The 25189-nt window shown below is 71.2% G+C and carries 16 protein-coding genes and 2 pseudogenes; 7 read left to right on the forward strand and 11 right to left on the reverse strand.

Going from position 1 to position 25189, the window contains the following annotated elements; genetic code table 11:
• Window positions 1-63: 63 nt before the first annotated feature.
• From Pme01_RS01805 to Pme01_RS01820, 4 genes are all read right to left on the reverse strand, one after another.
• The gene (locus tag Pme01_RS01805) at window positions 64-837 is read right to left on the reverse strand and encodes an enoyl-CoA hydratase/isomerase family protein (protein WP_168112981.1); all 774 of its coding nucleotides are present in this window, start codon (window positions 835-837) and stop codon (window positions 64-66) included.
• A gap of 78 nt (window positions 838-915) precedes the next feature.
• A complete protein-coding gene (locus tag Pme01_RS01810) occupies window positions 916-1323 on the reverse strand; it encodes a YccF domain-containing protein (protein WP_168112980.1) in 408 nt (135 codons plus the stop codon).
• Between the two features lie 76 nt (window positions 1324-1399).
• Window positions 1400-2236 (reverse strand): ABC transporter ATP-binding protein, encoded by an 837-nt coding sequence (locus Pme01_RS01815; RefSeq protein WP_168112979.1) that lies wholly within the window; start codon window positions 2234-2236, stop codon window positions 1400-1402.
• A 28-nt stretch (window positions 2237-2264) separates the two neighbouring features.
• A complete protein-coding gene (locus Pme01_RS01820) occupies window positions 2265-3446 on the reverse strand; it encodes an ROK family transcriptional regulator (protein WP_168112978.1) in 1182 nt (393 codons plus the stop codon).
• A 130-nt stretch (window positions 3447-3576) separates the two neighbouring features.
• On the opposite strand from Pme01_RS01820, the gene Pme01_RS01825 reads away from it, so the two are divergent.
• On the forward strand, window positions 3577-5028 hold the full coding sequence (locus Pme01_RS01825) for a glycoside hydrolase family 3 N-terminal domain-containing protein (RefSeq protein ID WP_168112977.1): 1452 nt from the start codon (window positions 3577-3579) through the stop codon (window positions 5026-5028).
• Between the two features lie 31 nt (window positions 5029-5059).
• On the forward strand, window positions 5060-5491 hold the full coding sequence (locus Pme01_RS01830; protein WP_168112976.1) for a DapH/DapD/GlmU-related protein: 432 nt from the start codon (window positions 5060-5062) through the stop codon (window positions 5489-5491).
• Window positions 5492-5550: 59 nt separating this feature from the next.
• Here the strand turns inward: Pme01_RS01830 and Pme01_RS01835 are convergent, their stop codons facing one another.
• Window positions 5551-10437, reverse strand: a complete 4887-nt coding sequence (locus Pme01_RS01835; protein WP_168112975.1) for an NAD-glutamate dehydrogenase — start codon at window positions 10435-10437, stop codon at window positions 5551-5553.
• Between the two features lie 438 nt (window positions 10438-10875).
• Here Pme01_RS01835 and Pme01_RS01840 point away from each other — a divergent pair, with 438 nt between their 5' ends.
• Window positions 10876-12771, forward strand: a complete 1896-nt coding sequence (locus Pme01_RS01840; RefSeq protein WP_168112974.1) for a penicillin-binding transpeptidase domain-containing protein — start codon at window positions 10876-10878, stop codon at window positions 12769-12771.
• A gap of 600 nt (window positions 12772-13371) precedes the next feature.
• Here the strand turns inward: Pme01_RS01840 and Pme01_RS01845 are convergent.
• From Pme01_RS01845 to Pme01_RS01870, 6 genes and pseudogenes are all read right to left on the reverse strand, one after another.
• Window positions 13372-14502, reverse strand: a pseudogene (locus Pme01_RS01845) (arginase family protein); the annotation flags it as partial.
• 12 nt (window positions 14503-14514) lie between these two features.
• On the reverse strand, window positions 14515-15459 hold the full coding sequence (locus tag Pme01_RS01850) for a tetratricopeptide repeat protein (RefSeq protein ID WP_168112973.1): 945 nt from the start codon (window positions 15457-15459) through the stop codon (window positions 14515-14517).
• A 91-nt stretch (window positions 15460-15550) separates the two neighbouring features.
• Window positions 15551-17224: a coenzyme B12-dependent isobutyryl-CoA mutase large subunit gene (gene icmA, locus Pme01_RS01855; protein WP_168112972.1), complete on the reverse strand. Its 1674-nt coding sequence runs from the start codon at window positions 17222-17224 to the stop codon at window positions 15551-15553.
• 110 nt (window positions 17225-17334) lie between these two features.
• Window positions 17335-17946, reverse strand: a complete 612-nt coding sequence (locus Pme01_RS01860) for an Asp23/Gls24 family envelope stress response protein (RefSeq protein WP_168112971.1) — start codon at window positions 17944-17946, stop codon at window positions 17335-17337.
• A gap of 122 nt (window positions 17947-18068) precedes the next feature.
• Window positions 18069-19043, reverse strand: coding sequence for a methylmalonyl Co-A mutase-associated GTPase MeaB (gene meaB, locus Pme01_RS01865; RefSeq protein WP_168112970.1), 975 nt, complete (start codon window positions 19041-19043; stop codon window positions 18069-18071).
• A 74-nt stretch (window positions 19044-19117) separates the two neighbouring features.
• A complete protein-coding gene (locus tag Pme01_RS01870; RefSeq protein WP_168112969.1) occupies window positions 19118-20305 on the reverse strand; it encodes an acetyl-CoA C-acetyltransferase in 1188 nt (395 codons plus the stop codon).
• A 63-nt stretch (window positions 20306-20368) separates the two neighbouring features.
• Between Pme01_RS01870 and mce the strand changes: the two genes are divergently transcribed.
• From mce to Pme01_RS01890, 4 genes and pseudogenes are all read left to right on the forward strand, one after another.
• Window positions 20369-20839 carry a methylmalonyl-CoA epimerase gene (gene mce, locus Pme01_RS01875; RefSeq protein WP_168112968.1) on the forward strand — a complete coding sequence of 157 codons (471 nt, stop codon included), beginning with the start codon at window positions 20369-20371 and terminating at the stop codon, window positions 20837-20839.
• 334 nt (window positions 20840-21173) lie between these two features.
• A complete protein-coding gene (gene ccrA / locus Pme01_RS01880) occupies window positions 21174-22529 on the forward strand; it encodes a crotonyl-CoA carboxylase/reductase (protein ID WP_168112967.1) in 1356 nt (451 codons plus the stop codon).
• Between the two features lie 219 nt (window positions 22530-22748).
• Window positions 22749-24002 (forward strand): DivIVA domain-containing protein, encoded by a 1254-nt coding sequence (locus Pme01_RS01885; RefSeq protein WP_168112966.1) that lies wholly within the window; start codon window positions 22749-22751, stop codon window positions 24000-24002.
• Between the two features lie 114 nt (window positions 24003-24116).
• Window positions 24117-25189: pseudogene (locus tag Pme01_RS01890) on the forward strand (hypothetical protein); the annotation flags it as partial.

Genomic DNA, 25189 nt, shown 5'->3' on the forward strand with positions numbered 1-25189 from the left:
CGCCCGATCTTGGACACTTATGCGAGCTATAGGCCGCATCAGTGTCCAAGATCGAGCAGGACCTCAGCGCCCGCGGAACTCCGGCTTGCGCTTCTCGACGAAGGCGGCCATGCCCTCGGTACGGTCCTCGGTCGCGAACAGGGCGGCGAACAGCTGGCTCTCCCACGCCAGGCCCGACGCCAGATCCATGTCCAGGCCACCGTCGATCGCGAGCTTGACCGCGCGCAGCGCGTGCGAGGGGCCCTTCGTGTACTGCTGCATCATGGCCACCGCGGCGTCGTACACCTCTACGGCGGGCACCACCTTGTCGACCAGGCCCATGCTCAGCGCCTCGTCGGCGTCGACGAACCGGCCCGACATGCACAGGTCCTTGGCCTTGGCCGGGCCGACCAGGCGGGCCAGCCGCTGGGTACCGCCGGCGCCCGGGATGATGCCGAGGTTGATCTCGGGCTGTCCGAGCTTCGCGTCGGCCGCCGCGATCCGCCAGTCGCACGCCAGGGCCAGCTCGCAGCCGCCGCCCAGGGCGTACCCGGTGATGGCCGCGACGACGGGCTTGGGGATGCGGGCGACCGCGTCGATGGCGCGCGAGATCTCCTGGGCGCGGGGGGCCATGTCGGCGTACCCCAACCCGGCCATCTCCTTGATGTCCGCGCCCGCGGCGAAGACCTTCTCCCCGCCGTACACGATGACCCCGCGTACCGCGTCGTCGATCGTCGCCTGGTGCGCCGCCTCGCGCAGCTCCTCCTGCAACTGGATGTTGAGCGCGTTCATCGGCGGCCGGTTCAACCGGATCGTGCCGATGCCGTCCGCGACCTCCAGCCGTACGAGCTCACCCACTACGCCCGCCTCCTCACCTCGTCGTGACCTTGCGGCAGCCTATGTTCTCCTTCGGTCCGTCGCTCCGGCGCCCCGCACCTAGGGCCGGGCGCTCAGCGGGCCCACCGGCCGTTCGTCCGCGTCGACGATCTCGTGGCCGAGCGGGAACAGTGACACCGGTACGAGCTTGATGTTCGCGATCGCCAGCGGGATGCCGATGATCGTGATCGCCTGCCCGACCGCGGTGACGATGTGGCCGAGCGCGAGCCACCAGCCCGCGACGATGAACCAGATGACGTTGCCCAGGGCGGAGGCGACCCCGGCCGTCCGCTTCGGTACGACCGTGCGCCCGAAGGGCCACAGCGCGTAGTTGGCCATCCGGAACGCGGCGATCCCGAACGGAATGGTGACGACGAGGACGAAGCAGATCAGGCCGGCGATCGCGTACCCGAGGGCGAGCAGGAGACCACCGAAGATCAGCCACAGGATGTTGAGAACGAGTCGCACGCTTCCGATGGTGACGCGCGCGCGCAACCAGAGCCTCAGGGGCGCGACCCTGATTTCACCCTCATGCTCGGGACTGTCAGGCGGAGCGGGCGGTGTACCGGCCGTCGGCGACGTCAAGCGTCAGGGGCAACCCGAACGTCTTGGACAGGTTCTCCGCGGTGAGCGTCTCGTGCAGCAGGCCCGCGGCCACCACGCCGCCCTCCCGCAGCAGCAGCGCGTGGGTGAAGCCCGGCGGGATCTCCTCGACGTGGTGCGTCACCAGTACCAGTGCCGGCGCGTCCGGGTCCTGCGCCAGCTCGGCCAGCCGGCGTACCAGGTCCTCCCGGCCGCCCAGGTCGAGCCCGGCCGCCGGCTCGTCGAGCAGCAGCAGCTCAGGGTCGGTCATCAGGGCGCGGGCGATCTGGGTGCGCTTGCGCTCGCCCTCGCTCAGGGTGCCGTACCGGCGGTCGGCCAGCGCGGCCATGCCGAGCTGCTCCAGCAGCGCGCCGGCCCGCGCCACGTCGACCCGGTCGTAGCTTTCGCGCCAGCGCCCCAGGACCGCGTACGACGCGGTCACGACGACGTCGCGTACGGTCTCGTCCGGCGGGATGCGGCCGGCCAGCGCCGCGCTCGCCAGGCCGATGCGGGTACGCAGCTCGTGCACGTCGACCCGGCCCAGCCGCTCCCCCAGTACGTGCACGGCGCCGCGGGTCGGGTGCAGCCGTGCGGAGGCCAGGTTGAGCAGCGTGGTCTTGCCGGCGCCGTTGGGGCCGAGAACGACCCAGCGCTCGTCCAGCTCGACCCGCCAGCTGACGTCCCGGACGAGGTCGGTGGTGCCCCGTCGTACGGTCACCGAGTCAAGATCGATGACCACGTCCGGGTCGACGGCGGGCGGTTGCATCGCAGGCTGAGCAGGCGCAGACACGCCGACCATCCAACCATGTCACCGCCACGGGGCGGAGTCAGGTGCCGTCGACGGTCGAGCCGAAGACCTCCTCGCGTACCGCGTCGAGCCCGGTGAGCAGCGCGCCCTGAAGGACCGGCTCGGACTCCACCTCGGTACTCACGACCCGGGGCGAGGCCAGCGAGATCGCGGCGACCTCGTGCTGTACCCGCTGGGCCAGCGCGGCGCCGCCGGCCTGACCGACGTCGCCGGCGAGGACGACCAGCGCCGGGTCCAGCACGACCCCGACCGCGGCGACGCCGAGCGCGAGCCTGCGGGCGATCTCGTCGAGCACCGGGCCGCCCTGGGTACCGGCGGCGATGGCGGCCCGTACCGCCTCGGCGCCTCCTCCGGCTTTGAAGCCGTGCTCACGGGCCAGTGCGCGGACCGCGTCGGCGCCGATGAGCTGCTGGAACGAGCCCTTGGCCCGCCGGGAGACGTCACGGGGCACCGGGGCGCCCGGTACCGGCAGGTAGCCGATCTCACCGGCGGCGCCGGTCGCACCCCGGTGCAGGCGACCTCCGAGGATCACCGCGAGGCCGACGCCGCGGCCGACCCAGACCAGGACGAAGTCGGAGACGCCGGCGGCGGCGCCGGCGTGGGCCTCGGCGATCGCCGCCAGGTTGACGTCGTTCTCGAACACGACCGGGCGGTCCAGGTCGGCGCGGAGCGCGCCGAGCAGGCCACGGTGCCACTTCGGCAGGTCCCAGGCGAACGAGATCTCACCGCTGGCCGGGTCGACGAGGCCGGGGGTACCGAGGACGACGCGGCGGACCCGCTCCAGCGGCGCGCCGGCCGCCTCGGCCGCCTCGACCACGGCGGCGTGCACGACGCGTACCGGATCGTCGGCGTCCCTGATGGCGACGTCCACCCGGCCGGCCACGTTGCCGGTGATGTCGGCGACGGCGGCCACCACGTGCTGCGGCCCGACGTCGACGCCGACCACGTACGCGGTGGCCGGTACGACCGCGTACATCTGGGCATTGGGTCCGCGACCACCGGCGAGCTCGCCCACGCGGGTCACCAGCCCGCGCTCCTCGAGCCGCTCCACCAACTGCGACGCGGTGACCTTGGAAAGACCGGTGAGCTCCCCCAACTGGGCTCGGGTCAGGGGGCCCTTGGTCAACAACAACTCCAGCGCGGCCCGGTCGTTGAGCGCGCGCAGTAGGCGAGGCGTACCAGGGATGGGGGCTGGGCTCATGGGAGCGACTACCTTTGAGGTTAAGAAAGTTTACTAATTTACGAGATCACCTTAAGAATAGAGTTAGCCTACGAGGCTGTGACCAGCCCTGGTCACCTCGGTGCCGGGTGGGTGGGCGAAGGGGGAGCTCGTGAAGGTTGATGCCGGCCTGCGGCGACTGGCCCTGCGGACGATGCTCGCCTCCTTTCCCGGCCCCAGCGCGCCGGACTGGGCCACCGAACTGGTCGCCGAGGGCCTCGCGGGCCACGTCCTGTTCGGGTACAACGTGGTCGACCGCCCCCAGCTCGCCGCTTTGACCACCCAGCTCCGCGCGGCCCGGGCCGACGTGGTGATCGGCATCGACGAGGAGGGCGGCGACGTCACCCGGCTGGCCCACCGCGAGGGCAGCCCGTACCCCGGCAACGCCGCACTCGGCCTGGTCGACGACGTCGACCTCACCCGACGGGTCTACCGCGCCATCGGTACCGAACTCGCCGAGGTGGGCGTCAACCTCGACATCGCGCCGACCGTCGACGTCAACACCTCCGACGACAACCCGGTCATCGGTACCCGAAGCTTCGGCGCCGACCCGGTACGCGTCGCCGCGCACGCCGCCGCGGCCGTGACCGGCCTGCAGGAGGTCGGCGTGGCGGCCTGCGCCAAGCACTTCCCCGGCCACGGCGCGACCGTCGCGGACTCGCACGTCGAACTGCCGACCGTGCACGCGACCCTGGACCTGCTGCGCACCCGTGAGCTGCCGCCGTTCGCCGCCTCGTTCGCCGCCGGCACCCGGGCGATCATGACCGCACACATCCGGGTACCGGCGCTGACCCGGGATGCGCCGGCGACGTTCAGCCGCACCGCCCTGGTCGACCTGCTCCGCGACGAGCTGGGGTTCACCGGGGTTGTGATCACCGACGCGCTGGAGATGCGCGGCTCGACCGACCACGCCGGCGGCGTACCACAGGCCGCGGTCCTCGCCCTGGCGGCCGGCTGCGACCTGCTCTGCCTCGGCGCCCGGGTGGACGCCGCGCTGGTCGAGGCGACCGCCGCCGCGATCGTGGCCGCGGTCGACGACGGTCGGCTGCCGCTGTCCCGGGTGGAACAGGCGGCGGAGCGGTCGGCGGCGCTGCCCGCATCGTCGGGTCGGGACTCCGGCTTCAGCGTCGACGACCGGGGCATCGGCTACCCGGCGGCGAGAGGCGCCGTCCGGGTCGAGGGCTCGGTCGACGGCCTGGCCACTCCCCTGGTCGTCCAGCTGGAGTCCGAGGCGTCCATAGCGGTCGGCCGGGTGCCGTGGGGCCTCGGACCGCACCTGGACGGTACCGAGCAGCTCCGGGCGGTACCCGCCCACCTGGACCCGCCCGGCCTGGTGACGCGCGCCGCGGGTCGGCCGATCGTGTTCGTCGGGCGCAACGTCCACCGCCTGCCCGACGCGGCCGCGCTGGTGGAGGCGGTCGCCGCGACGTACCCGGTCGTCCTGCTCGAGATGGGCTGGCCGTCGTCGTGGCGGCCTCGCCACGTCCGTGCCTTCGTGACCACGCACGGTGCGAGCCACGCCAACGGGCGGGCCGCGGCCGAGGCGTTGGGCCTGGCGGCGTAGCGGGACACCCGATCCCGTCGTTGCCTCCTATGTGACGACGGTTCGACTCTGGCGCTGGTCTTCGGCCCTGCACCGGCGCGGCCTGCGCCGGCTGGCGCGCGTGGTGCAGCGGATCAACGGTTTCGTGTACCACAACGACCTGGGCGCGGGCGCCCGCCTGGGCTCAGGCGTGACCCTGGGACACCACGGTCTCGGCGTGGTCGTACACGACAACGTCGTCCTCGGGGCGCGGGTACACCTGTGGCACAACGTAACGCTGGCCGTACGCGCCAAGCCCGGCTCGGAGCACCGCATCGTGGTCGGCGACGACGTGATGATCGGAGCAGGCGCGACCGTGATCACGCCTCGGCTCGGGAGTGTCCACATCGGAGCAGGTGCCCGGATCGGGGCCGGTGCGGTGGTGACGCACGACGTCCCACCCGGGGTGACGGTGGTAGGAGTCCCCGCCGCACAGATCCCATGATCGGAGAGGGATTCTCCGTGCTCGGCGCACGGAGAATCCCTCAGGATCAGGAGAGGACGCTACGCGGCGGCGGTCCGGACCAGGGTGCGGATCTGGCGAAGCAGCACGGACAGCGCCGCCAGATCGGCCCGCGACTCCTCGAACTCCAGCATCGCGTTGCGGATCCGGGTGATCGAGACCGTGTTGGCCTCCTCCCACTCCTGTACCCGCTGCTCGGCCGCCACGCTGTGAGACGTCGCCCCCAGCACCTCGGCGGTCAGGCCGGCCAGGGCCGCGTACAGGTCGTACCGCAGCGCCATCCGGGCCATGGTCTGCCAGCGGTCCTCCCGCGGCAGCGCCGAGACCTTCGACAGCAGGTGATCGACGCGGAACCGCTCGGACAGCGCGAAGTACACGCCGGCCACCTCGTCGATCGGGCAGCCCGTCGTGTGGGACGTCTCCACGATGTCGAGCAGCCCGAACGAGTAGATCAGCCGGGTGGCGTGGTCGGCGACCTCCTCCGGCAGGCCGAGCTTGACCAGCCGCTGGACGTGGTCGCGCAGGGACTGGCGCTCGTTGCCCCGGAACAGGGTGCCCAGCTTCGGGATCAGCGCCGCCACGCCGGTCTGGAACCGGTCGATCTCACCCGGTACGTCCAGCGGCGAGCGGCGGCTGGACACCAGCCAGCGCACGGCCCGGTCGAGCAGCCGGCGCAGCTCCAGGTACACGGTGGTCTGCGCCTCGGTGTGCACCCGCCCGTCCAGCGACTCCACCGACCGCCACAGCTCGCGCAGCCCGTACACCTCGCGGACCACCACGTACGCCCGCAGCACGTCCGCCGCGCTCGCGCCGGTCTCCTCCATGGCGCGGAAGAAGAACGACGTGCCGCAGCGGTTGACCGCCTCGTTGACCAGCTTGGTCACCACGATCTCGCGGCGCAGTTGGTGCCGGACCATCTGGTCGGCGTACCGCTCCCGCAGCGGGGTCGGGAAGTAGGCGACCAGTTCCTCGGTGGTCCACTCCTCGTCGGGCAGGCTCGAGTCGCGCAACTCGTGCTCGAGGGCGAGCTTCGCGTACGACAGCAGCACGGCGAACTCGGGCGTGGTGAGTCCGACCTCGTGCTCTGCCCGAAGCGCCATCTCCTCGTCGCTGGGCAGCGCCTCCAGCTCCCGGCTGAGCTCGCCGCGCCGCTCCAGGTCGGCGATGAGCCGCTGGTGTACGGGCAGCAGCGACCTGCTCTGCGCTCGGGCGTTGCCCAGCGCCCAGGCCTGCTCGTAGTTGTCGCGCAGGACCAGCTCGGCTACCTCGTCGGTCATCTCGGCCAGCAGCTCGTTGCGCTGTTCGAAATCCAGGTCGGTCCCGCCGAGCAGGATCTTGATGTTGACCTCGTGGTCGGAGCAGTCCACCCCGGCGGAGTTGTCGATGAAGTCGGTGTAGACGTACCCGCCTCGCATCGCGAACTCCACCCGGCCCCGCTGGGTGAGCCCCAGGTTGCCGCCCTCACCGACGACCAGGCAGCGCAGGTCCCGGCCGTTGACCCGGACCGCGTCGTTGGTCTTGTCGCCCACGTCGAGGTGCGACTCGGTACCGGCCTTCACGTACGTGCCGATGCCGCCGTTCCACAGCAGGTCGACCTCGGCGGTGAGGATCGCCCGGATCAGCTCGACCGGCGACAGCGCCTCGACGGAGACGCCGAGGCCGAGCACCTCCCGCAGCTGCGATGAGATCGGGATCGACTTCGCGGTACGCGGCCAGACCCCGCCGCCCTTGGAGATCAGCGAGGTGTCGTAGTCGGCCCACGACGAGCGGGGAAGCTCGAACAGCCGGCGCCGCTCCGCGTACGACGTGGCGGCGTCCGGGTCGGGGTCGACGAAGACGTGCCGGTGGTCGAACGCGGCAACCAGCCGGATGTGCTCGGAGAGCAGCATGCCGTTGCCGAAGACGTCGCCGGACATGTCGCCGACGCCGACGACGGTGAAGTCCTCGGTCTGGATGTCGCGGCCCAGCTCGCGGAAGTGCCGCTTGACCGATTCCCAGGCGCCCCGCGCGGTGATGCCCATCTTCTTGTGGTCGTAGCCGGCCGACCCGCCGGAGGCGAACGCGTCGCCCATCCAGAAGCCGCGCTCGAGTGAGATCTCGTTGGCGGTGTCGGAGAAGCTGGCCGTGCCCTTGTCCGCGGCGACCACCAGGTACGGGTCGTCGCCGTCCTGGCGTACCACGTCGCGCGGCGGGACGACCGTGCCGTCGGCGTCGAGGTTGTCGGTTACATCCAGGAGAGCTGAAATGAACAGCTTGTAGCAGGTCACCCCCTCGGACAGGTACGCCTCGCGGTCGGTGCTGGAGACGGCCCGCTTGAGCACGAAGCCGCCCTTCGCGCCGGTCGGCACGATCACCGCGTTCTTGACCATCTGCGCCTTGACCAGCCCGAGGATCTCGGTACGGAAGTCCTCGCGCCGGTCGGACCAGCGCAGGCCGCCGCGCGCCACCGCGCCGAAGCGCAGGTGTACGCCCTCGAAGCGCGGCGAGTACACGAAGATCTCGTATCTGGGCCGGGGCGCCGGCAGGTCCGGCACGCGTTGCGGGTCGAGCTTGAAGGCCATGTACGACTTGGGCCGACCGCCGTCGGTGCGCTGGAAGAACGACGTCCGCAGGGTCGCGTCGATCAGGGTCAGGTACGAGCGCAGGATCCGGTCCTGGTCGAGGCTGGTGACCGCGTCGAGCTGCCGGTTCAGCGCGTCGACGAGCTGCTGGGACTGCGCCGCCCGGTCGGAGTCGGACAACTTGAGCCGCGGGTCGAAGCGCGTCTCGAACAGCGCGACCAGCAGCGCCGCGATCCCCGGGTACTGCAGGAACGTCTGCTCCGTGTACTCCTGCGAGTAGACCGAGCCGGCCTGGCGCAGGTACTTCGCGTACGCGCGCAGCACCACCACCTGCCGCCAGGTCAGCCCGGCGGCGAGCACGAGCGCGTTGAACCCGTCGATCTCGGCCTCGCCGCGCCACACCGCCGAGAACGCGTTCTCCATGTGCGGGCGCACGTCGGCCAGGTCGCGGGCGCCGGCCGGCACGCTGAGGCCGAAGTCGTACAGGTAGATGGTCGCGTCGTCGCGCCGCACCTCGTACGGGCGCTCGTCGGTCACCCGCACCCCGAGCGAGTGCAGCACCGGCAGCACGGTCGACAGCATCATCGGCTCGCCGTACCGGAAGACCTTGAACCGGACGTCGTGGTCGTCCTTGCGGCGGCGGAACACGTGCATGACCAGTTGACCGGGCTCGTCCAGCAGTTCGAGCTTGGCGATGTCCTTGGCCGCCTCGTGCGGGGTGTGCTCGTCCTTGTACGCGTCGGGCAGCCCCTCGGTGTACCGGTGGTACAGCTCCTTGGCCTGCTCCTCACCGAGCTTGTGCTCCAGCAGCAGCCGCAGATCGCCGTCCCACAGCCGGGTCGCGTCGGACAGCTGGCGGGTCAGCGCGTCGGTGTCGACGTCGCGGGGCGGGTTGGTCGGGTCGGTACGCACGATGAAGTGGATCCGCGCGAGGTGCGACTCCGACACCCGGGTGGTGAAGTCGACCCCGACGCCGTTGAGCTCGCGCAGCAGGATCTCCTGCAGCTTGAGCCGGCTCTGCGTGGTGAACCGGTCCCGGGGCAGGAAGACCAGGCAGGAGATGAACCGCCCGTACGCGTCCCGGCGCAGGAACAGCCGCAGCTGCCGGCGCCCGGCCATGCGCAGCACGCCCATCACCGTGCGGTACAGCTCCTCGGTACTGATCTGGAACAGCTCGTCGCGCGGGTAGGTCTCCAGGATCTCCAGCAGGTCCTTGCCGGAGTGGCTGCGCGATGACAGCCCGGAGTGCTGGATGACCTCGTTGACCTTGCGCTTGACCACGGGCAGGTCCCGCACGCCGGTGCGGTACGCCGCCGAGGAGAACAGGCCGAGGAAGCGGCGCTCGCCCACCACGTTGCCGTCGTGGTCGAACATCTTGAAGCCGATGTAGTCCAGGTAGGCCGACCGGTGCACGGTCGCCCGCGAGTTCGCCTTGGTGATGATCAGCAGGCGCTTCTCCAGCGCCTTCGCGTACGCCTCGGGCGTCATGGACGACAGCACGCGCGGCGCGGTCCGGTCGGCGCGCAGGATGCCCAGGCCGGTACCGGGTACGGCCTCCAGGAGTCGATCACCGCTGCCCGACCCGACGAGCCGGTACTCGCGGTACCCGAGGAACGTGAAGTGGTCGTTGACGAGCCAGCGCAGCAGCTCCACCGAGTCGCTGATGTCCTTGTCGGGTACCGGGAGCTGGTTCCCGGCCAGGTCGTCGGCGAGCGACAGGGCCTGCCACCGCATCTTCGGCCAGTCCTCGACCGCCTCCCGCACGTCGGTGAGGACCCGGTTCAGCTCGTTGCTCAGCTCCTGGATGAGGCTCGCGTCGCGGATCCGGTCGATCTCGATCCGCATCCAGCTCTCGACGACGTCGCCGGGCTCCGCGTCCGCCGGCTCCACGTCGGTGCGGATCTCGAGCAGCGCGCCGAGCGGCTCCCGCCGGACCACGACGAGCGGGTGGGCGATCAGGTGGATGTCGACCTCCCAGGCCGACAGGGCGGCCGTCACCGAGTCCACCAGGAACGGCATGTCGTCGGTGACGATCTCGATGGCGGTGTGGTCGGCCGTCTCGTCCGCCGGGGTGATCCGGAGCTTCAACTGTCCGCGCAGCCGCTCACCGGCCAGCTCGCGGTGCGATACGGTCGCGGCCACCAGGTCAGGCGACGTGCGCCCGGCCAGCTCCTCGTCGGAGACCAGCCGCCAGTACTGCCCGACCAGCTTGGCCATGCCCCGGTCGCCGGCGCCATCTCCGGCGGCCAGCGCCATCGCCTCGGTGACCAGCCGCTCGGCATTGGGCAGCGGCCGTTCGACCTCGGTGTCGTCGGTGAGGCTGTTCTCCAGCCGGTGCTCCGGCGCCGCCTTGCGGACCCCGCGCATCCCCGCCCGTTCGCCGTCGGGTCTCGGCCAGCCCTTTCTCGGATCCGGTTCCGCGTGGAGGCTGGTCACGCCCGATAGCCGGGTCTCCAGACTCGCCGCTTCGGCATCTCCGGCCAGGGACTGCCTGCCCCTGGAATCGGACATATCATCGACACCCGCCGCAGTGTCGCGGTCCATGCGCGCACTCCCCTCGCCCCCACCACGCTGTGGGGAACCGTCTGTGACCAGACTAGGGCGTGGCTGGCGCCCTACCTGATTCACCTGACTGTGATCCCACCATCAGGCCGGCTGGTATGACCAATCGGTCGGTGAACCGTCATCGTATGGCCGACACAAACCCCTTATGGCCGGAAAGTACCAGTGCGCAGATCACCCGTTGTGCCGGAGAATGCCGGACCGAAGCCCCGTGCGGGGACGTCCACTGGGGAAGGACAGTCGATGCCACGACGCCGGATGGCCTGCCTCATCGGCCTCACCATGCTCACCGCCGGCCTGAACGCCTGCTCGTCGACGCCCCCCGACGGCACGCTGCGCGCGTTCGGCGAGGCCCTGGCCCGGGGCGACTTCGGCAACCTCAAGGTGACGGACAGCGCCGGCCGGCCCGTCACCAAGGAGATGCTCGGCAAGATCGAGGGTGACCTCGCGGGCAGGAAGCCGACGATCAAGGTGGGCAACCCGGTCGTCAAGGGCGATTCCGCCACCGCGACGATCACCTACGCGTGGCCGGTCGGCACCGGCGTGACCTGGGAGTACAAGAGCGTCGTCAAGGCCAGGAAGGACTCCGACGACAAGTGGCAGGTCTACTTCGACCCGGCCACCCTGCACCCCGACCTCACCGCCGACGGCAAGATCGCCATCAAGCACACCGCCGCCGACCGGGGCAACATCCTGGACGGCGCGGGCGCCCCGATCACCAGCAGACAAAAGATCATCACGGTACGGGTGCAGCCGAAAGAGGTGAACGACGTCGACGGCACCGTGCGGGTCCTCGACGCCGCCCTCAAGTCGATCAAGGGCGACATCGGCGACGTCGACCTGAGCCAGTTGCCGCAGGAGATCAAGGCGGGCGGCACGGCTGCGATCGACGTCATCTCGCTGCGGGAACCGGCCTACAACCGGATCCGCGGCACCATCCACGATCTGGCCGGGCTGTACTTCGGGGAGAGCTTCCGGACGCTCGCGCCCACGCCGACGTTCGCGAAGGCCCTCCTCGGTCGCGTCGGTGACGTGACCAAGGAGGTCATGGACTCCAACCCGGGCAAGTACCAGATCGGTGACCAGGTCGGGCTCGGCGGCCTGCAGCAGCAGTACGACGACCTCCTCGCCGGCTCGCCGGGCGTCTCCGTGGCGATCCCCGGCAAGGACCCCAGCGTCGCCGACAAGGTGCTCTTCGCCGCCGACCCCAAGCCGGGCGCGGCACTGAAGACCACGCTCGACCCGAAGGCGCAGAACGCCGCGGACGCCGCACTCGCCGGCCAGCCCAACCGGTCGGCCATCGTCGCCGTCAGGATCAGCGACGGGGCCATGCTCGCCGTCGCCAACGGCCCGAACGGCGGGGACCTCAACCTCGCCCTCACCGGGCAGGTGCCGCCCGGCTCCACGTTCAAGACCGTTACGGCGCTCGGCGTACTGGAGAACGGCGGGGCAGGTGTCAACACGGTCGTACCGTGCCCGAAGGAGTACACCGCCCCGGGCGGCGCACCGATCCACAACGCGCACGACTTCGTCCTGGGTGACGTGCCGCTGCACGTCGACTTCGCGCAGTCGTGCAACACCGCGTTCGCGCAGCTGGGGGCGAAGTTCGGCGCCGACGGCCTGGCGGCGGTCGCGAAGACGGTCGGCATCGGCGTCCCGTGGGACCTCGGCACCCCGGTGTACAGCGGCAGCGTGGCGACCGGCGCCGACCCCGCCGAGCAGGCGGCGGCGGCGTTCGGGCAGGGCAGGACGCAGGTCTCACCGGCGGCCCTGGCTGGCGCTGCGGCAGGGATCGCGCGCGGCCAGTGGCAGCAGCCGAAGCTGATCATCGATCCGGCGCCGAAGCAGCCGGCCCAGCCGGGCCCGCAGCTCAAGCCGGACTCGCTGGCCGGGTTGAAGCAGATGATGCGGGAGGTCGTCACCGACGGCACGGCGTCGTCGATCAAGAACACGCCCGGGGCGCCGATCTACGGCAAGACCGGCACCGCCGAGTACGACAACAACGACCCGAACAAGACGCACTCGTGGTTCATGGGCTTCCGGGGTGACGTGGCGTTCGCCGTGTTCGTCGAGAACGGCGGCCTGAGCAGCGACGCCGCCGTGCCCATCGCGGGCCGGTTCTGCGCCGCGCTCGGCTGAGCGGGACCTCCTCGCGAATCTTGGACACCTGACGGGCCCACAACCCCGCCAGGTGTCCAAGACCGCGGAGGGTCAGGCGGTCTCGGCGGGCGGGGGCGCCGGGGCGGCGGGCATCGCGGGCGGCTCCACCGGCGTACGCGCAATCGGCACCTGGCCACTGCCCGCCGCACGCACCTGCTCGGCCAGCCCGGCGAACGGCCGTGCCGGATCGGTGGCCGGTGGCCGGTCGGCGTCGGGGGCGTCCCGCTCGACCATGTCGGCGGCGCCCTGCGCCTCGGCGTCGGCAGGTTGTGGGGCCCCACCCCGCCGGCGCAGCGGGATGGCCCCGTCACGTCTTCGGGCGAGCGCGGCCCGATCGGCGTCCATCATGTCCGAGAAGCTCATCCGATCGAGCGGCACGCGCGGGGCCAGACTGCCCAGCTGCCGCCGCTCGTCCTCGTCGTCCGAACCGGCGCTCCCGTCGCCAGGTCGGGCGTTCCCCTCGTCGGGCTCGGCGCTCCCGCCGTCCGACCCGGCGACGGCCTCGGCCTCGGCCTCGTGAACGACGTCCGACTCGTCGACGACGTCCGGACCGGCGGCCTCGAGCTCCACGACCGCCTCGGGCTCGGCGTCAGCTTCGGGCTCCATGATCGGTTCGGGCCCGGCGACCGTCGACCCGGGCCCGGCGACCGTCGACCCGGGCCCGGCGCCGCCGGCCAGCGCCGGCACGACCGGCACCAGCGGCGCCAGCGGCTCCATCGGCATCCGCGGCGCCAGCGGCTCCACCGGGGCCGGCAGCGGCGTGGCGGAGGCCGCGAGCGCGGCCCAGTCCAGCGGCGCCACCGTCGCGGCCGGCGCCAGCCCGGCCACCAGCGTCTCGACCACGTCGGCGGCGAACGCGCCGGTCGGGTCGTAGTCCGGATCGAAGACGGTGATCTCCACGCCGAGACAGTGCGGCGTCGCCACCAGACCGGCGAGCAGGAGTTCCAGTTCGGTGTAGGCGATCCCGCCCGGGTCGGGGGCGTCGACCGCCGGCATCACGGCCGGGTCGAGCACGTCCACGTCGACGTGCACCCAGTACCCCACGCAGCCGCTGAGCACGCCGCGCGCCCACTGCGCGGAGCGGGCCGCGCCCTCGGCGCGCAGTTGCGGCGCCGCCCGGTACGCGATGCCTGCCGCCTGCAGGTCGAGGCGGTGCTCGTCGTGGGGACGGATGCCGAGGACGACCACGTCGCTGTCGCGGAAGTACGGGCGGCGGTTCTCGATCGCGGCGAGGTCGGCCTGCCCCCGCCCGGTGGCCAGCGCCAGGTCCTCGCCGGCGGCCGCCCCCACGTAGGAGGCGTTGCCGGGGTGCCGGAAGTCGGAGTGCCCGTCGACGTAGACCAGCCCGATACCCGCGTCCAGATCGGACGAACGCCGGTTGGCGGCCAGTGCGCTGCCGAGCAGGATCGAGCAGTCGCCCCCCAGAACGACCGGGAACTCACCCGCGTCCAGCAGCGCGCCGATCCGGTCGGCTAATCGCCGCGAGTACCAGGCGATCTCCTCGGCGTGCGCGACGCCGTCGCCCGGCCGCCAGTCGCCCGGGTCGAACCGTGGCGGCGTCACGCAGCCGGCGTCCCTGGCCGCGAGGCGGGTCACCAGGCCGTGGTCGCGGAGTGCGCCGGGCGCCTTGGCACAACCCGGCACCGAGGTTGCGGTCGGTGGCCGTAACCCCAGGTTGGACGGCGCGTCGAGGACGGCGATCCGGCGCACGTCCGCGTCCGGCTAGAACAGCGCGTTCGCCAGCGCGCGGCGCGCCGCGGCGACCGCGGGATCGTCGGGACCGGCCATGCTGAACAGCGAGAGCAGGTGCTTGCGTACCCGCTCCCGGTCGTCGCCGTAGGTACGCCGGACCAGGTCGACCAGGCGGTTGTACGCGCGGTCGGCCTGTCCGCTCAGGATCTCGACGTCGGCGGCGCGGAGCTGGGCTTCCACGTCGTCCGGGTTGGCCGCTGCTTCGGCGATCGCCGCCTGCGGGTCGACCCCGCCCACCCGGCGCAGCAGCTCCACCTGGGCCAGGCCGGCCTCGGCCGCCTGGTCCGCCGGGCTCTCGGCCAGGATCTTCCGGTACGCCTGCTCGGCGGCGTCCAGGTCGCCGTTGACCAGTGCGTCGTCGGCGGCGTCGAGGCGCGGGTCGGCGGGGGTCTCGACCTCGACCCCACCCGCCTTCAGTACCGCGTCGATCCACTGGCGCAGCTGGGTCTCCGGCACCACGCCGGTGAACGCGTCGACGGGCTGGCCGCCGACGATCGCGTACACCATCGGGATGCCCTGTACCCGGAACATCTGCGCGATCCGGGGGTTGGCGTCCACGTCGACCTTGGCGAGCACCCAGGAGCCGTCGCCCTCGACCGCCAACTTCTCCAGTACCGGCGACAGCTGCTTACACGGGCCGCACCACTCGGCCCAGAAGTCGACCACCACCGGGGTGGTCATCGAGCGCTCCAGGACCTCGCGCTGGAAGTTCGCCTCGTTCACGTCAATGACGGCCACGCCCTCGCCCGACGCGGCCGGCGCGTGGTCGCCCGGCGACCCGGCTCCCGGCCCGGAGGAACCCGGCGAACCTGGCGTCGTGGCCGGACGCTGACCGGCCGTCGGGGTGGTGCGTAGCGCTCCCAGGTCCACCGCTCCGCGGGTGAAGATGGAGGCACTCATCCGTGGATCGCTCATGGTCCCTAGTCTGGCACGTAGGTGTCCGGCATGTTCACTGCCGCCCGCAGGATCTACCCTCCGAGCGGCAGTCGGGTGGACGACAGAAACCTCAGAAGCGCGCCGGTTCGCGATACACGCCCCACTCGGCCCGCAGCGCGTCGCAGATCTCCCCGAGCGTCGCCTCGGCGCGGGCCGCGTCGAGCATGACGGGGATCATGTTCTCCTCGGTACGCGCGACCTCCACCATGCGGTTCAGGGCGGCCTTCACGGCGTCGGCGTCGCGACCGGTGCGGCGCTCCGCCAGTACCCGTCGCTGTTCGATCTCGACCTCGTGCGAGATCCGTAGGATCTCCAGGTCGCGCGCGACGGTCGCGGTGTGGCAGTTCACCCCGACGATCTTCTTGTCGCCCTTCTCCAGCGCCCGCTGGTACGCGAAGGCGCTGTCGGCGATCTCGGACATGAACCAGCCGTCCTCGATGCCTCGCAGGATGCCCGAGGTGATGGTGTCGTCCGAGCCCATGTCCCGGATCCGCGCGAAGATCCTCTCGGCCTCCGCCTCGATGCGGTCGGTGAGCGCTTCCACGTACCACGAGCCGCCGAGCGGGTCGGCGACGTTGACGACGCCGGTCTCCTCCATGAGCACCTGCTGGGTGCGCAGCGCGATCTCGGCCGCGGAGTCGGTGGGCAGCGCGAGCGTCTCGTCGAGGGCGTTGGTGTGCAGCGAGTTGGTACCGCCGAGGACGGCGGCGAGCGCCTCGACGGCGGTACGAACGACGTTGTTGACCGGCTGCGGCGCGGTCAGCGACACCCCGGCGGTCTGGGTGTGGAACTTCATCCACAGCGCCTTCTCGCTGGTGGCGCCGTACACGTCGCGCAGCCACCGGGCCCAGATCCGGCGGGCCGCGCGGAACTTGGCGATCTCCTCGAAGAAGTCGACGTGCGCGTCGAAGAAGAAGCTCAGCCCGGGGGCGAAGACGTTCACGTCCAGGCCGCGCGACTGCCCCAACTCGACGTACCCGAAACCATCCGCCAGGGTGAACGCCAGCTCCTGGGCGGCGGTCGAGCCCGCCTCGCGGATGTGGTAGCCGGAGACGCTCAGCGGCTTGTACCGCGGGATCTCCTGCGCGCAGTACTCCATCAGGTCGCCGATGAGGCGCAGGTGCGGCTCGGGCGCGAACAGCCACTCCTTCTGCGCGATGTACTCCTTGAAGATGTCGGTCTGCAGGGTGCCGTCGAGCTTCGACAGGTCGGCGCCCTGGCGCTCGGCCGCCACCAGGTACATGCAGAAGATCGGCACCGCCGGGCCGGAGATCGTCATGGATGTGGTGATGTCGGCCAGCGGGATGCCGTCGAAGAGCACGTCCATGTCGGCGGCGGAGTCGATCGCGACACCGCAGTGGCCGACCTCGCCGAGGGACTGCGGGTCGTCGGAGTCGCGCCCCATCAGCGTCGGCATGTCGAACGCGACGCTCAGGCCGCCGCCACCGGCGCCGAGCAGCATCTTGTACCGGGCGTTGGTCTGCTGCGCGTTGCCGAAGCCGGAGAACTGCCGGATCGTCCAGGCGCGGCCCCGGTAGCCGGTCGGGTACAGGCCGCGGGTGTACGGGTACTCCCCCGGCCAGCCGATCCGCTCGAACCCGGGCACGTCGACGCCGGGCGGTGGCCCGTACACCGGGTCGACGGGCGAGCCGGACAGCGTGGTGAAGTCGGCGTCGCGTTTGTGGGCGGCGTCGTAGCGGCGCTGCCAGCGCTCGCGTCCGGCCTCGATCTCCTGGGCGTCCATCTGGCGGATCCCCTTCGTCGGTGACGTTTGTGACGTCCTTCACCGCCGATACTAAGGGGTGACCTGAACGATCGCTAAGGTGAATCCGCCATCCGTTCAGACCTGCCCGCTCAGACCTGGTAGCCGGCCGCCCGGGCCTCGTCGTCGCCGACCGGGCCGTTGTCCGGGACGTGGATGTCGTCGACGACGATGTCCACGGCCGTCACCTCCAGCCCGAGCAGGTTCTCCACCGAGCCGATGACCTTGGCGCGCACCATCTCGGTCACCGAGTGGACAACGAACCCGTACTCGAGCACGAGCGTGACCCTGATGGCGGCGGTGTCGCCCTCCAGCCGTACCGACACGCCCTGGTCGGAGTCGTCGTCGAACCCGACGCGCTCCTTCACGGCGGAGAAGATCCGGGCCACGTCGCCGCCCAGGTCGTACACCCCGGGAACCTCACGCGCGGCGATGCCGGCGATCTTCTCCACGACCTCGTTGGCGACGATCGTGCTGCCCCGCTCGGCGACCAGCTCGGCGTTGTTGCGCAGCCGGCCGACCATCTGCGCGGCGACCACCCCGGAGGCCGCAGCCGCCCGGTCCACCGCCCCACCGATCCGCTCCGCCGCGTCGGCGGCGAGGTCGCGGGCCCGCTCGACCGCTCCGGCGCCGTCCTGGGCGTACCCCTGAACCGCCGCCTCCCCGGTGCGCTGCGCGTGCATCCCCGTTGGGCGCTCGTTCATCTTCACTCCCGTGGTCGGTCCGGGCTTCAGGCCGTGCGTGAGCGTACCGGCGTATCGATGAACGTGTCAGCCGCTGTTCGGACTACCCGCGGGGGCACGGGTACCGCCGCGGGCGGACAGCCCTACTTTCCGAGGCCGTCGAGCAACTCGCGGGCGGCGGCGTACGGGTCGAGCTTGCCGGCCGCCACCCGGGCGGCGAGCGCCGGCAGCGCCTCGCCGTCGCGCAGCGAACCGATGCGCGCCCGCAGCTCGCCCAGCGCGATCGCCTCGACCTCACCCGCGGCCCGGGCCTCCCGCCGGCGGATCAGCTGGCCGTGGTCTTCCAGCCATGCGCGGTGCTTGTCGATCGCGGCGATCACATCGTCGATACCCTCGGCCCGGTTCGCCACGCTGCGCACGACCTGCGGCCGCCAGTCACCCGCGCCGCGCTCGCCGAGGGCGATCATGCCCTGGATGTCGCGGTACGTGGCGTCGGCGCCGTCCCGGTCGGCCTTATTGATCACGAACACGTCGGCGATCTCGAGGATGCCGGCCTTGACCGCCTGGATCGCGTCGCCCATCCCGGGCGCGAGCAGTACCAGTGTGGTGTCGGCCAGGCTCGCGATCTCGACCTCGGCCTGCCCGACGCCGACGGTCTCGATCAGGACGACGTCGCAGCCGGCGCCTTCCAGGACGCGGACCGCCTGCGGCGTCGCGGCGGCCAGGCCGCCGAGGTGACCCCGGCTGGACATGGAGCGGATGTACACGCCGGAGTCGGTCGCGTGGTCCTGCATGCGGACCCGGTCGCCGAGGATCGCCCCGCCGCTGAACGGGCTGGACGGGTCGACGGCCAGCACACCGACCCGCCGGCCCTGGGCGCGGATGGCGCGGACCAGTTCGTTGGTGGTGGTCGACTTGCCGACGCCCGGCGAGCCGGTCAGGCCGATCACCTGGGCGGAGCCGGTGTGGACGGCGAGCGCGGCGGCGACCTCGGGCAGCGCCGGGTCGTCGTTCTCGACCAGGCTGACCAGGCGCGCGACGGCGCGGTGGTCACCCTCGCGGGCGGCCGCCACCAGCGTGGGTACGTCCCGACTGCGCCGAATCGACGTGGTGCTCACCGCTGCTCCCTGAAGTGGTTACGAGGGTGCCCCGCCCGGCGCGTCGACGCCGGACGGGGCACCTCCCGGACGGATCAACTGTTGGCGGGGACCCGGAGCAGCAGGGCGTCGCCCTGCCCGCCGCCGCCGCACAGGGCCGCCGCGCCCAGGCCGCCGCCACGGCGCTTGAGCTCCAGCGCGAGCGTCAGGGCCAGCCGGGCACCGGACATGCCGATCGGGTGGCCGAGCGCGATGGCGCCGCCGTTGACGTTGACCTTGTCGGGGCTGACGCCCAGCTCGCGGCTGGAGTGGATGCCGACGGCCGCGAACGCCTCGTTGATCTCGATCAGGTCGAGGTCGTCGACGCTCAGCCCCTCCTTGTCCAGGGCGTGCTTGATGGCGTTGGCCGGCTGGGCGAGCAGCGAGTTGTCCGGACCGGCCACGTTGCCGTGCGCCCCGATCTCGGCGAGCCACTCCAGGCCCAGCTCCTCGGCCTTGGCCTTGCTCATCACGACGACCGCGCAGGCGCCGTCGGAGATCGGCGAGGAGGTGGCGGCCGTGATGGTTCCGTCCTTGGTGAAGGCCGGGCGCAGCTTGGCCAGCGACTCGGCCGTCGTCTCCGGGCGGATCTGCTCGTCGTCGGTGACCAGGATCGGGTCACCCTTCCGCTGCGGGATCTCGACCGGCGCGATCTCCTCGGCGAAGTGGCCGTTCTTCTGGGCGGCCGCGGCGCGCTGGTGGCTGGCGGCGCCGAACGCGTCCTGGTCCTCCCGCGAGATGCCGATCTTCGCGGTGAACCGCTCGGTCGACTCGCCCATCGAGATCTGGTCGAAGGCGTCGGTGAGGCCGTCGAGGGCCATGTGGTCGGAGACGGTCACGTCGCCGTACTTGTACCCCTGCCGCTGCTTCATCATCAGATGCGGCGCGTTGGTCATGGACTCCATGCCGCCGGCCACGACGATGTCGAACTCGCCGGCCCTGATGAGCTGGTCTGCCAGCGCGATCGCGTCCAGGCCGGACAGGCAGACCTTGTTGACGGTCAGCGCCGGCACGTTCATCGGGATGCCGGCCTCGACCGCCGCCTGACGGGCCGGGATCTGGCCGGCGCCGGCCTGCAGCACCTGGCCCATGATGACGTACTGCACCTGTTCCGGCGCCACGCCGGAGCGCTCCAGGGCCGCCCTGATGGCGATACCCCCCAGCTTGGTCGCCGGGAAGTCCTTCAGGGCGCCGAGCAGGCGACCCATCGGGGTGCGTGCGCCGTTGACGATCACCGAACTCATGGGTTGCCCTCCGCGAGGTATCTCACAGGGTTGACTTAACGCTGATTAGGTCAGACTAACGCCATGACGGACCAGTCTTCGACGTTGCATACGTCACCCGGAGCTCAACCGGAGTCGATCGGCCTGCTGCGGATCGACCATGTCGGCGTGGCCGTACCCGACCTCGACGCCGCAATCGAATTCTACGGGCGCACGTTCGGCATGACCTGCGTCCACGTGGAGACCAACGAGGAACAGGGCGTACGCGAGGCGATGCTCTCGGTGGGCCCCGACCCGTCCGGCGGCTGCGTCCAGCTGCTGGCGCCGCTGTCGCCGGAGTCGACGATCGCGAAGTTCCTCGACCGCAACGGCCCCGGCGTGCAGCAGGTCGCGTACACCGTGCGCGACGTCGAGGCGGCCAGCGAGGCGCTGCGGGCGCGGGGCATGCGACTGCTGTACGAGCAGCCCAAGCGGGGTACGTCCAACTCCAGGGTCAACTTCGTGCACCCCAAGGACACCGGCGGCGTGCTGGTGGAGCTCGTCGAGCCCGCCTGATCGCCAGAATTTCCCCGAAGTCGTGGTGTCAGGGAACGTCTGACACCACGACTCCCGGGAAGTCGCGCGGAGAAGTGCGTGCAGTTTTTCACAAGGCGGTTCCTCCACTTGGCTACTGGGCAGTAACATCCGCAGTTACGGGGGGATTCGCACCACCGTCAGCTCCACCTGCGACAGCGCCGCCACGAGCGGAAGAGACGTACGCGAGCCGTAGACACGTACGAGCCGGGAGATGTGCCGGCCGGGACACCACGCCCGGCGCGCTCGACCCCGAATCGACCGGCGTCGTCGCCGACCCCCATTCCACGACACACCTGTAGCGAAAGGTAGCGCCGTGAAGGACATCCTCGACGCGATCATGGCGGCGGAGCACGCGGCGGATCCCGCCCGCGAGCTGGCCTCGGTCGCCAGTCTCCCCGTCCCCGACAGCTATCGCGGCGTCGTCGTACGCGCCGACGAGGTCAACATGTTCGAGGGCCTGCAAACCCGGGACAAGGACCCGCGGAAGGCGCTGCACGTCCAGGAGGTGCCGACCCCCGAACTCGGCCCGGGCGAGGCGATCGTGGCGGTGATGGCCAGCGCCATCAACTACAACACGGTGTGGACCTCGATCTTCGAGCCGGTCTCGACGTTCAAGTTCCTCCAGCGCTACGGCAGGGTCTCCGAGCTGACCAAGCGCCACGACCTGCCCTACCACGTGGTCGGCTCGGACCTGGCCGGCGTCGTCCTGAAGGTCGGCCCGGGCGTGACCAAGTGGAAGCCGGGCGACGAGGTGGTGGCCCACTGCCTGAGCGTCGAACTCGAGGACGCCACCGGCCACGACGACACCATGATGGACCCGGAGCAGCGCATCTGGGGCTTCGAGACGAACTTCGGCGGGCTCGCCGAGCTGTCCCTGGTCAAGGCCAACCAGCTGATGCCCAAGCCGAAGCACCTGTCGTGGGAGGAGGCCGCCAGCCCCGGCCTGGTCAACTCCACCGCGTACCGGCAGTTGGTCTCGCACCACGGCGCCCAGATGAAGCAGGGCGACACGGTGCTGATCTGGGGCGCGTCCGGCGGCCTGGGCAGCTACGCCACCCAGTTCGCGCTCAACGGCGGCGCCCGGCCGGTATGCGTGGTGTCCAGCCCGGAGAAGGCCGAACTGTGCCGGCGGATGGGCGCGGAGCTGATCATCGACCGGACCGCCGAGGGCTACAAGTTCTGGAAGGACGAGGAGACCCAGGACCCGTCCGAGTGGCGCCGCTTCGGTGAGCGCATCCGCGAACTGACCGGCGGCGAGGACCCCGACATCGTGTTCGAGCACCCGGGCCGGGAGACGTTCGGCGCGAGCGTCTACGTCGCCAAGAAGGGCGGCACGATCGTCACCTGCGCGTCCACGTCCGGGTACATGCACCAGTACGACAACCGGTACCTGTGGATGAACCTCAAGCGCATCGTCGGCAGCCACTTCGCCAACTACAAGGAGGCGTGGGAGGCCAACCGGCTCATCGACCGCGGCGCCATCCACCCGACACTGTCCAGGACGTACTCCATGGAGCAGGTCGGGCAGGCCGCGTACGACGTGCACCGCAACGCCCACCAGGGCAAGGTCGGCGTGCTGTGCCTGGCGCCGGACGAGGGGCTGGGCGTCCGCGACCGCGAGAAGCGCGCCCGGCACGAGACGGAGATCAACCGGTTCCGCGGCCACTGATCGATTTCCACCCGTCAGGGCCCCGTGCCGGGGCGGCCCACAGCGCTGTGGGCCGCCCCGGCGCGGGGCCTTGACGTACGCGCCGCCGTCGGAGTCACCGACTGTTCATGCGCCCGTGGCACGAACTGGACATCTCACGTGCGTAATCGCGCACAGTGCATGCCAGGTTGGCACCTACGCTCTTGCGAAGGCCCCGGGTAGGTCTGCCAATATGTGCCAATGCCCCAGCAGCAGCAGCAGCAGAACATCGCTTTCTTCGACAACGCCAACTCGGGTTCCGAGTTCAGCGTTGTCCTGCGCGGTTACGACCGCGCCCAGGTGGATGACTTCATCGGACGACTCAACGGCGCCCTGACGCAGTCCGAGCAGGCGCGCGGCGAAGCCGAGCAGCGGATGAACGAGGCGCAGCGGCGACTGCGCCAGGCGGAGCAGCGGATCGGCTCGGTCGAGCAGAAGCTCACCGACGCCAGCAAGCAGCTCGAGGAGAACAGCCGGCCCACCCTGTCGGGTCTGGGCACCCGGGTGGAGCAGATCCTGCGCCTGGCCGAGGAGCAGGCCAACGACCACCGCAGCGAGGCGAAGCGGGAGTCCGAGGGCATCGTCTCCGCGGCGCGGCTGGAGGCCCGCGAAATCACCGACAAGGCCCGCGCCGAGGCCGCCGCGATGAAGGCGACCGCCGAGCGCGAGGCGAGCAACGTGCGTACCGCCGCCGAGCGCGAGGCCGCCGAGGTCCGGGTGCAGGCCCGCCGCGAGGCCGACACGCTGCGCGCTGACGCGCAGCGCGAGACCAAGCAGCTGCGTACCGCCACCGCCCACGAGGTCGCCGAGTTGAAGGCAACCGTCGAGCGCGAGGTGGCGACGCTGCGGGCGACCGCGGAGCGCGAGATCACGCAGCTTCGCGCCAAGGCCGCGCGCGACGCGGAGGAGAAGCGCGCCGAGGCGACCAAGCTCCTGACCGACGCGCGGGACAAGCGCGACAAGGACCTGCAGGCGCTGCAGCTGGAGCTGGCGGAGCGGCGCGAGAAGTCCGAGCGGGAAGAGTCGGCGCGCCACGCCGCCGCCGTCGCGCAGACCCAGAAGCTCGTCAGCGAGGCGGAGCAGCGCGCGAGCGCCGCGGAGGACCGGGCGAAGGAGATCGAGCAGCGCGCCGAGGCGCGTCGCGTGGAGTCCGAGCGGACCGCGACGGAGACCACCGACAAGGCAAAGGCGCTGGCGGAGAAGACGGTCAACGAGGCGCGTGCCGAGGCACACCGCCTGCTGACCGAGGCGCGCAGCGAGGCCGAGCACACCACGCAGGTCGCGCGCCGCGAGGTCGAGGACCTCACCCGCCAGAAGGACGCCGTCACCGCCCAGTTGGGTCAGATGCTGTCCGGCCTGGCCGGTATCGTCCCCACCGCGCCGGCGCCGAAGCCGGACGAGGGCGACAAGAAGGCCGAGAAGTCCGAGGACGGTGCCACGAAGGTCAATCTCTGACCTCTGTGCTGCCCGCTGCTGGTTGATGCCCTAGCGCATCGGGGATATCGCGGGTCCCGTCACGCCGGTGTGTTCCGCCGAGCGTGACGGGACCCTGCGTGTGAGGATGGAATCATGTCGCACGGCGGTGAGCTTTTCGCACTGGGCCAGGGTGCCGTTGCCGAGGCTGGCTTCGACATCGCACTGCGTGGCTATGAACGGCGTCAGGTCGACCGGTACGTCAGTCAGGTCGAGGCGGAGGTCGGGGCCCTGGCCTCCGAACGGGACGAGGCGTACGCGCAGAACCAGGCGCTGGCCGTCCAGATTCATGAGATGCAGAGCCAGATAGCGGAGCTGCGCAAGATCGCGGTCACCGACGCGCCGGTCTCCTTCCGCCACCTCGGCGCGCGGGTGGAGCACATCCTCACCCTCGCCGAAGAACAGGCAGACGTGATCCGGGCTGGCGCCATCGACCACGTCGAGCGCAACCGCGCCGAGGCTCACCGGGTCCTCGAGGACGCGCGCGAGCGGGCCAATCAGGCCATTCGCGACTTTGAACTGGCACTCGAGAGCCGCCGCAAGGAGGAGAACCGGGCCTCCGCCGAGCGCCGCGAGGCGCTGGCCGCCGAGGTTGCCGAGGCCGAGGAGTACTCGCGGCGGGTGCGCTCACAGGCGGAGAAGCTGTACGCCTCCACTCAGGAGGAGTGCGCGCGCCTCCAGGAGGCCGCGGCCGCCGAGATCGAGCAGGCCCGCGCGGAACTGGACCAGGAGACCACCGCCCGCCGCGACGCCATGCAGCAGGAGCAGCAGGCGATGCTGGCCGATGCCGAGCAGTACGCGGCGCAGGTGCGCAGCCAGGCCGAGACGCAGGCGACCACCATCGCCAAGCAGGCCGAACAGCACGCCGCCTCGGTTCGCGCACAGGCCGAAGAGGACAGCGCCGAGCTGCGGGCCGAGGCCCAGCGCGAGGTCGAGCAGATGCTGGCCGACGCGCGCGCCTCGGTGGAGCAGGCCCGCACCGAGGCCGACCGGCTCCGCGGCGAAGCCGAGCAGGCGGCCGTGCAGGCGAAGGAGCGTGCCGACGAGGCCGAGCGCCGGGCCGTGGTCGCCGAGCAGCGCAGCGGCGAGATCCAGCCGGAGCTCGACGAGGCGGAGCAGAAGCTCGCGGAGGTGCGGCAGCGGCTCGAGGAGGCGCAGCGCAAGCTCGA

It is taken from the genome of Planosporangium mesophilum (assembly GCF_016863255.1).
In the GTDB taxonomy this organism is placed as follows: Bacteria; Actinomycetota; Actinomycetes; order Mycobacteriales; family Micromonosporaceae; genus Planosporangium; species Planosporangium mesophilum.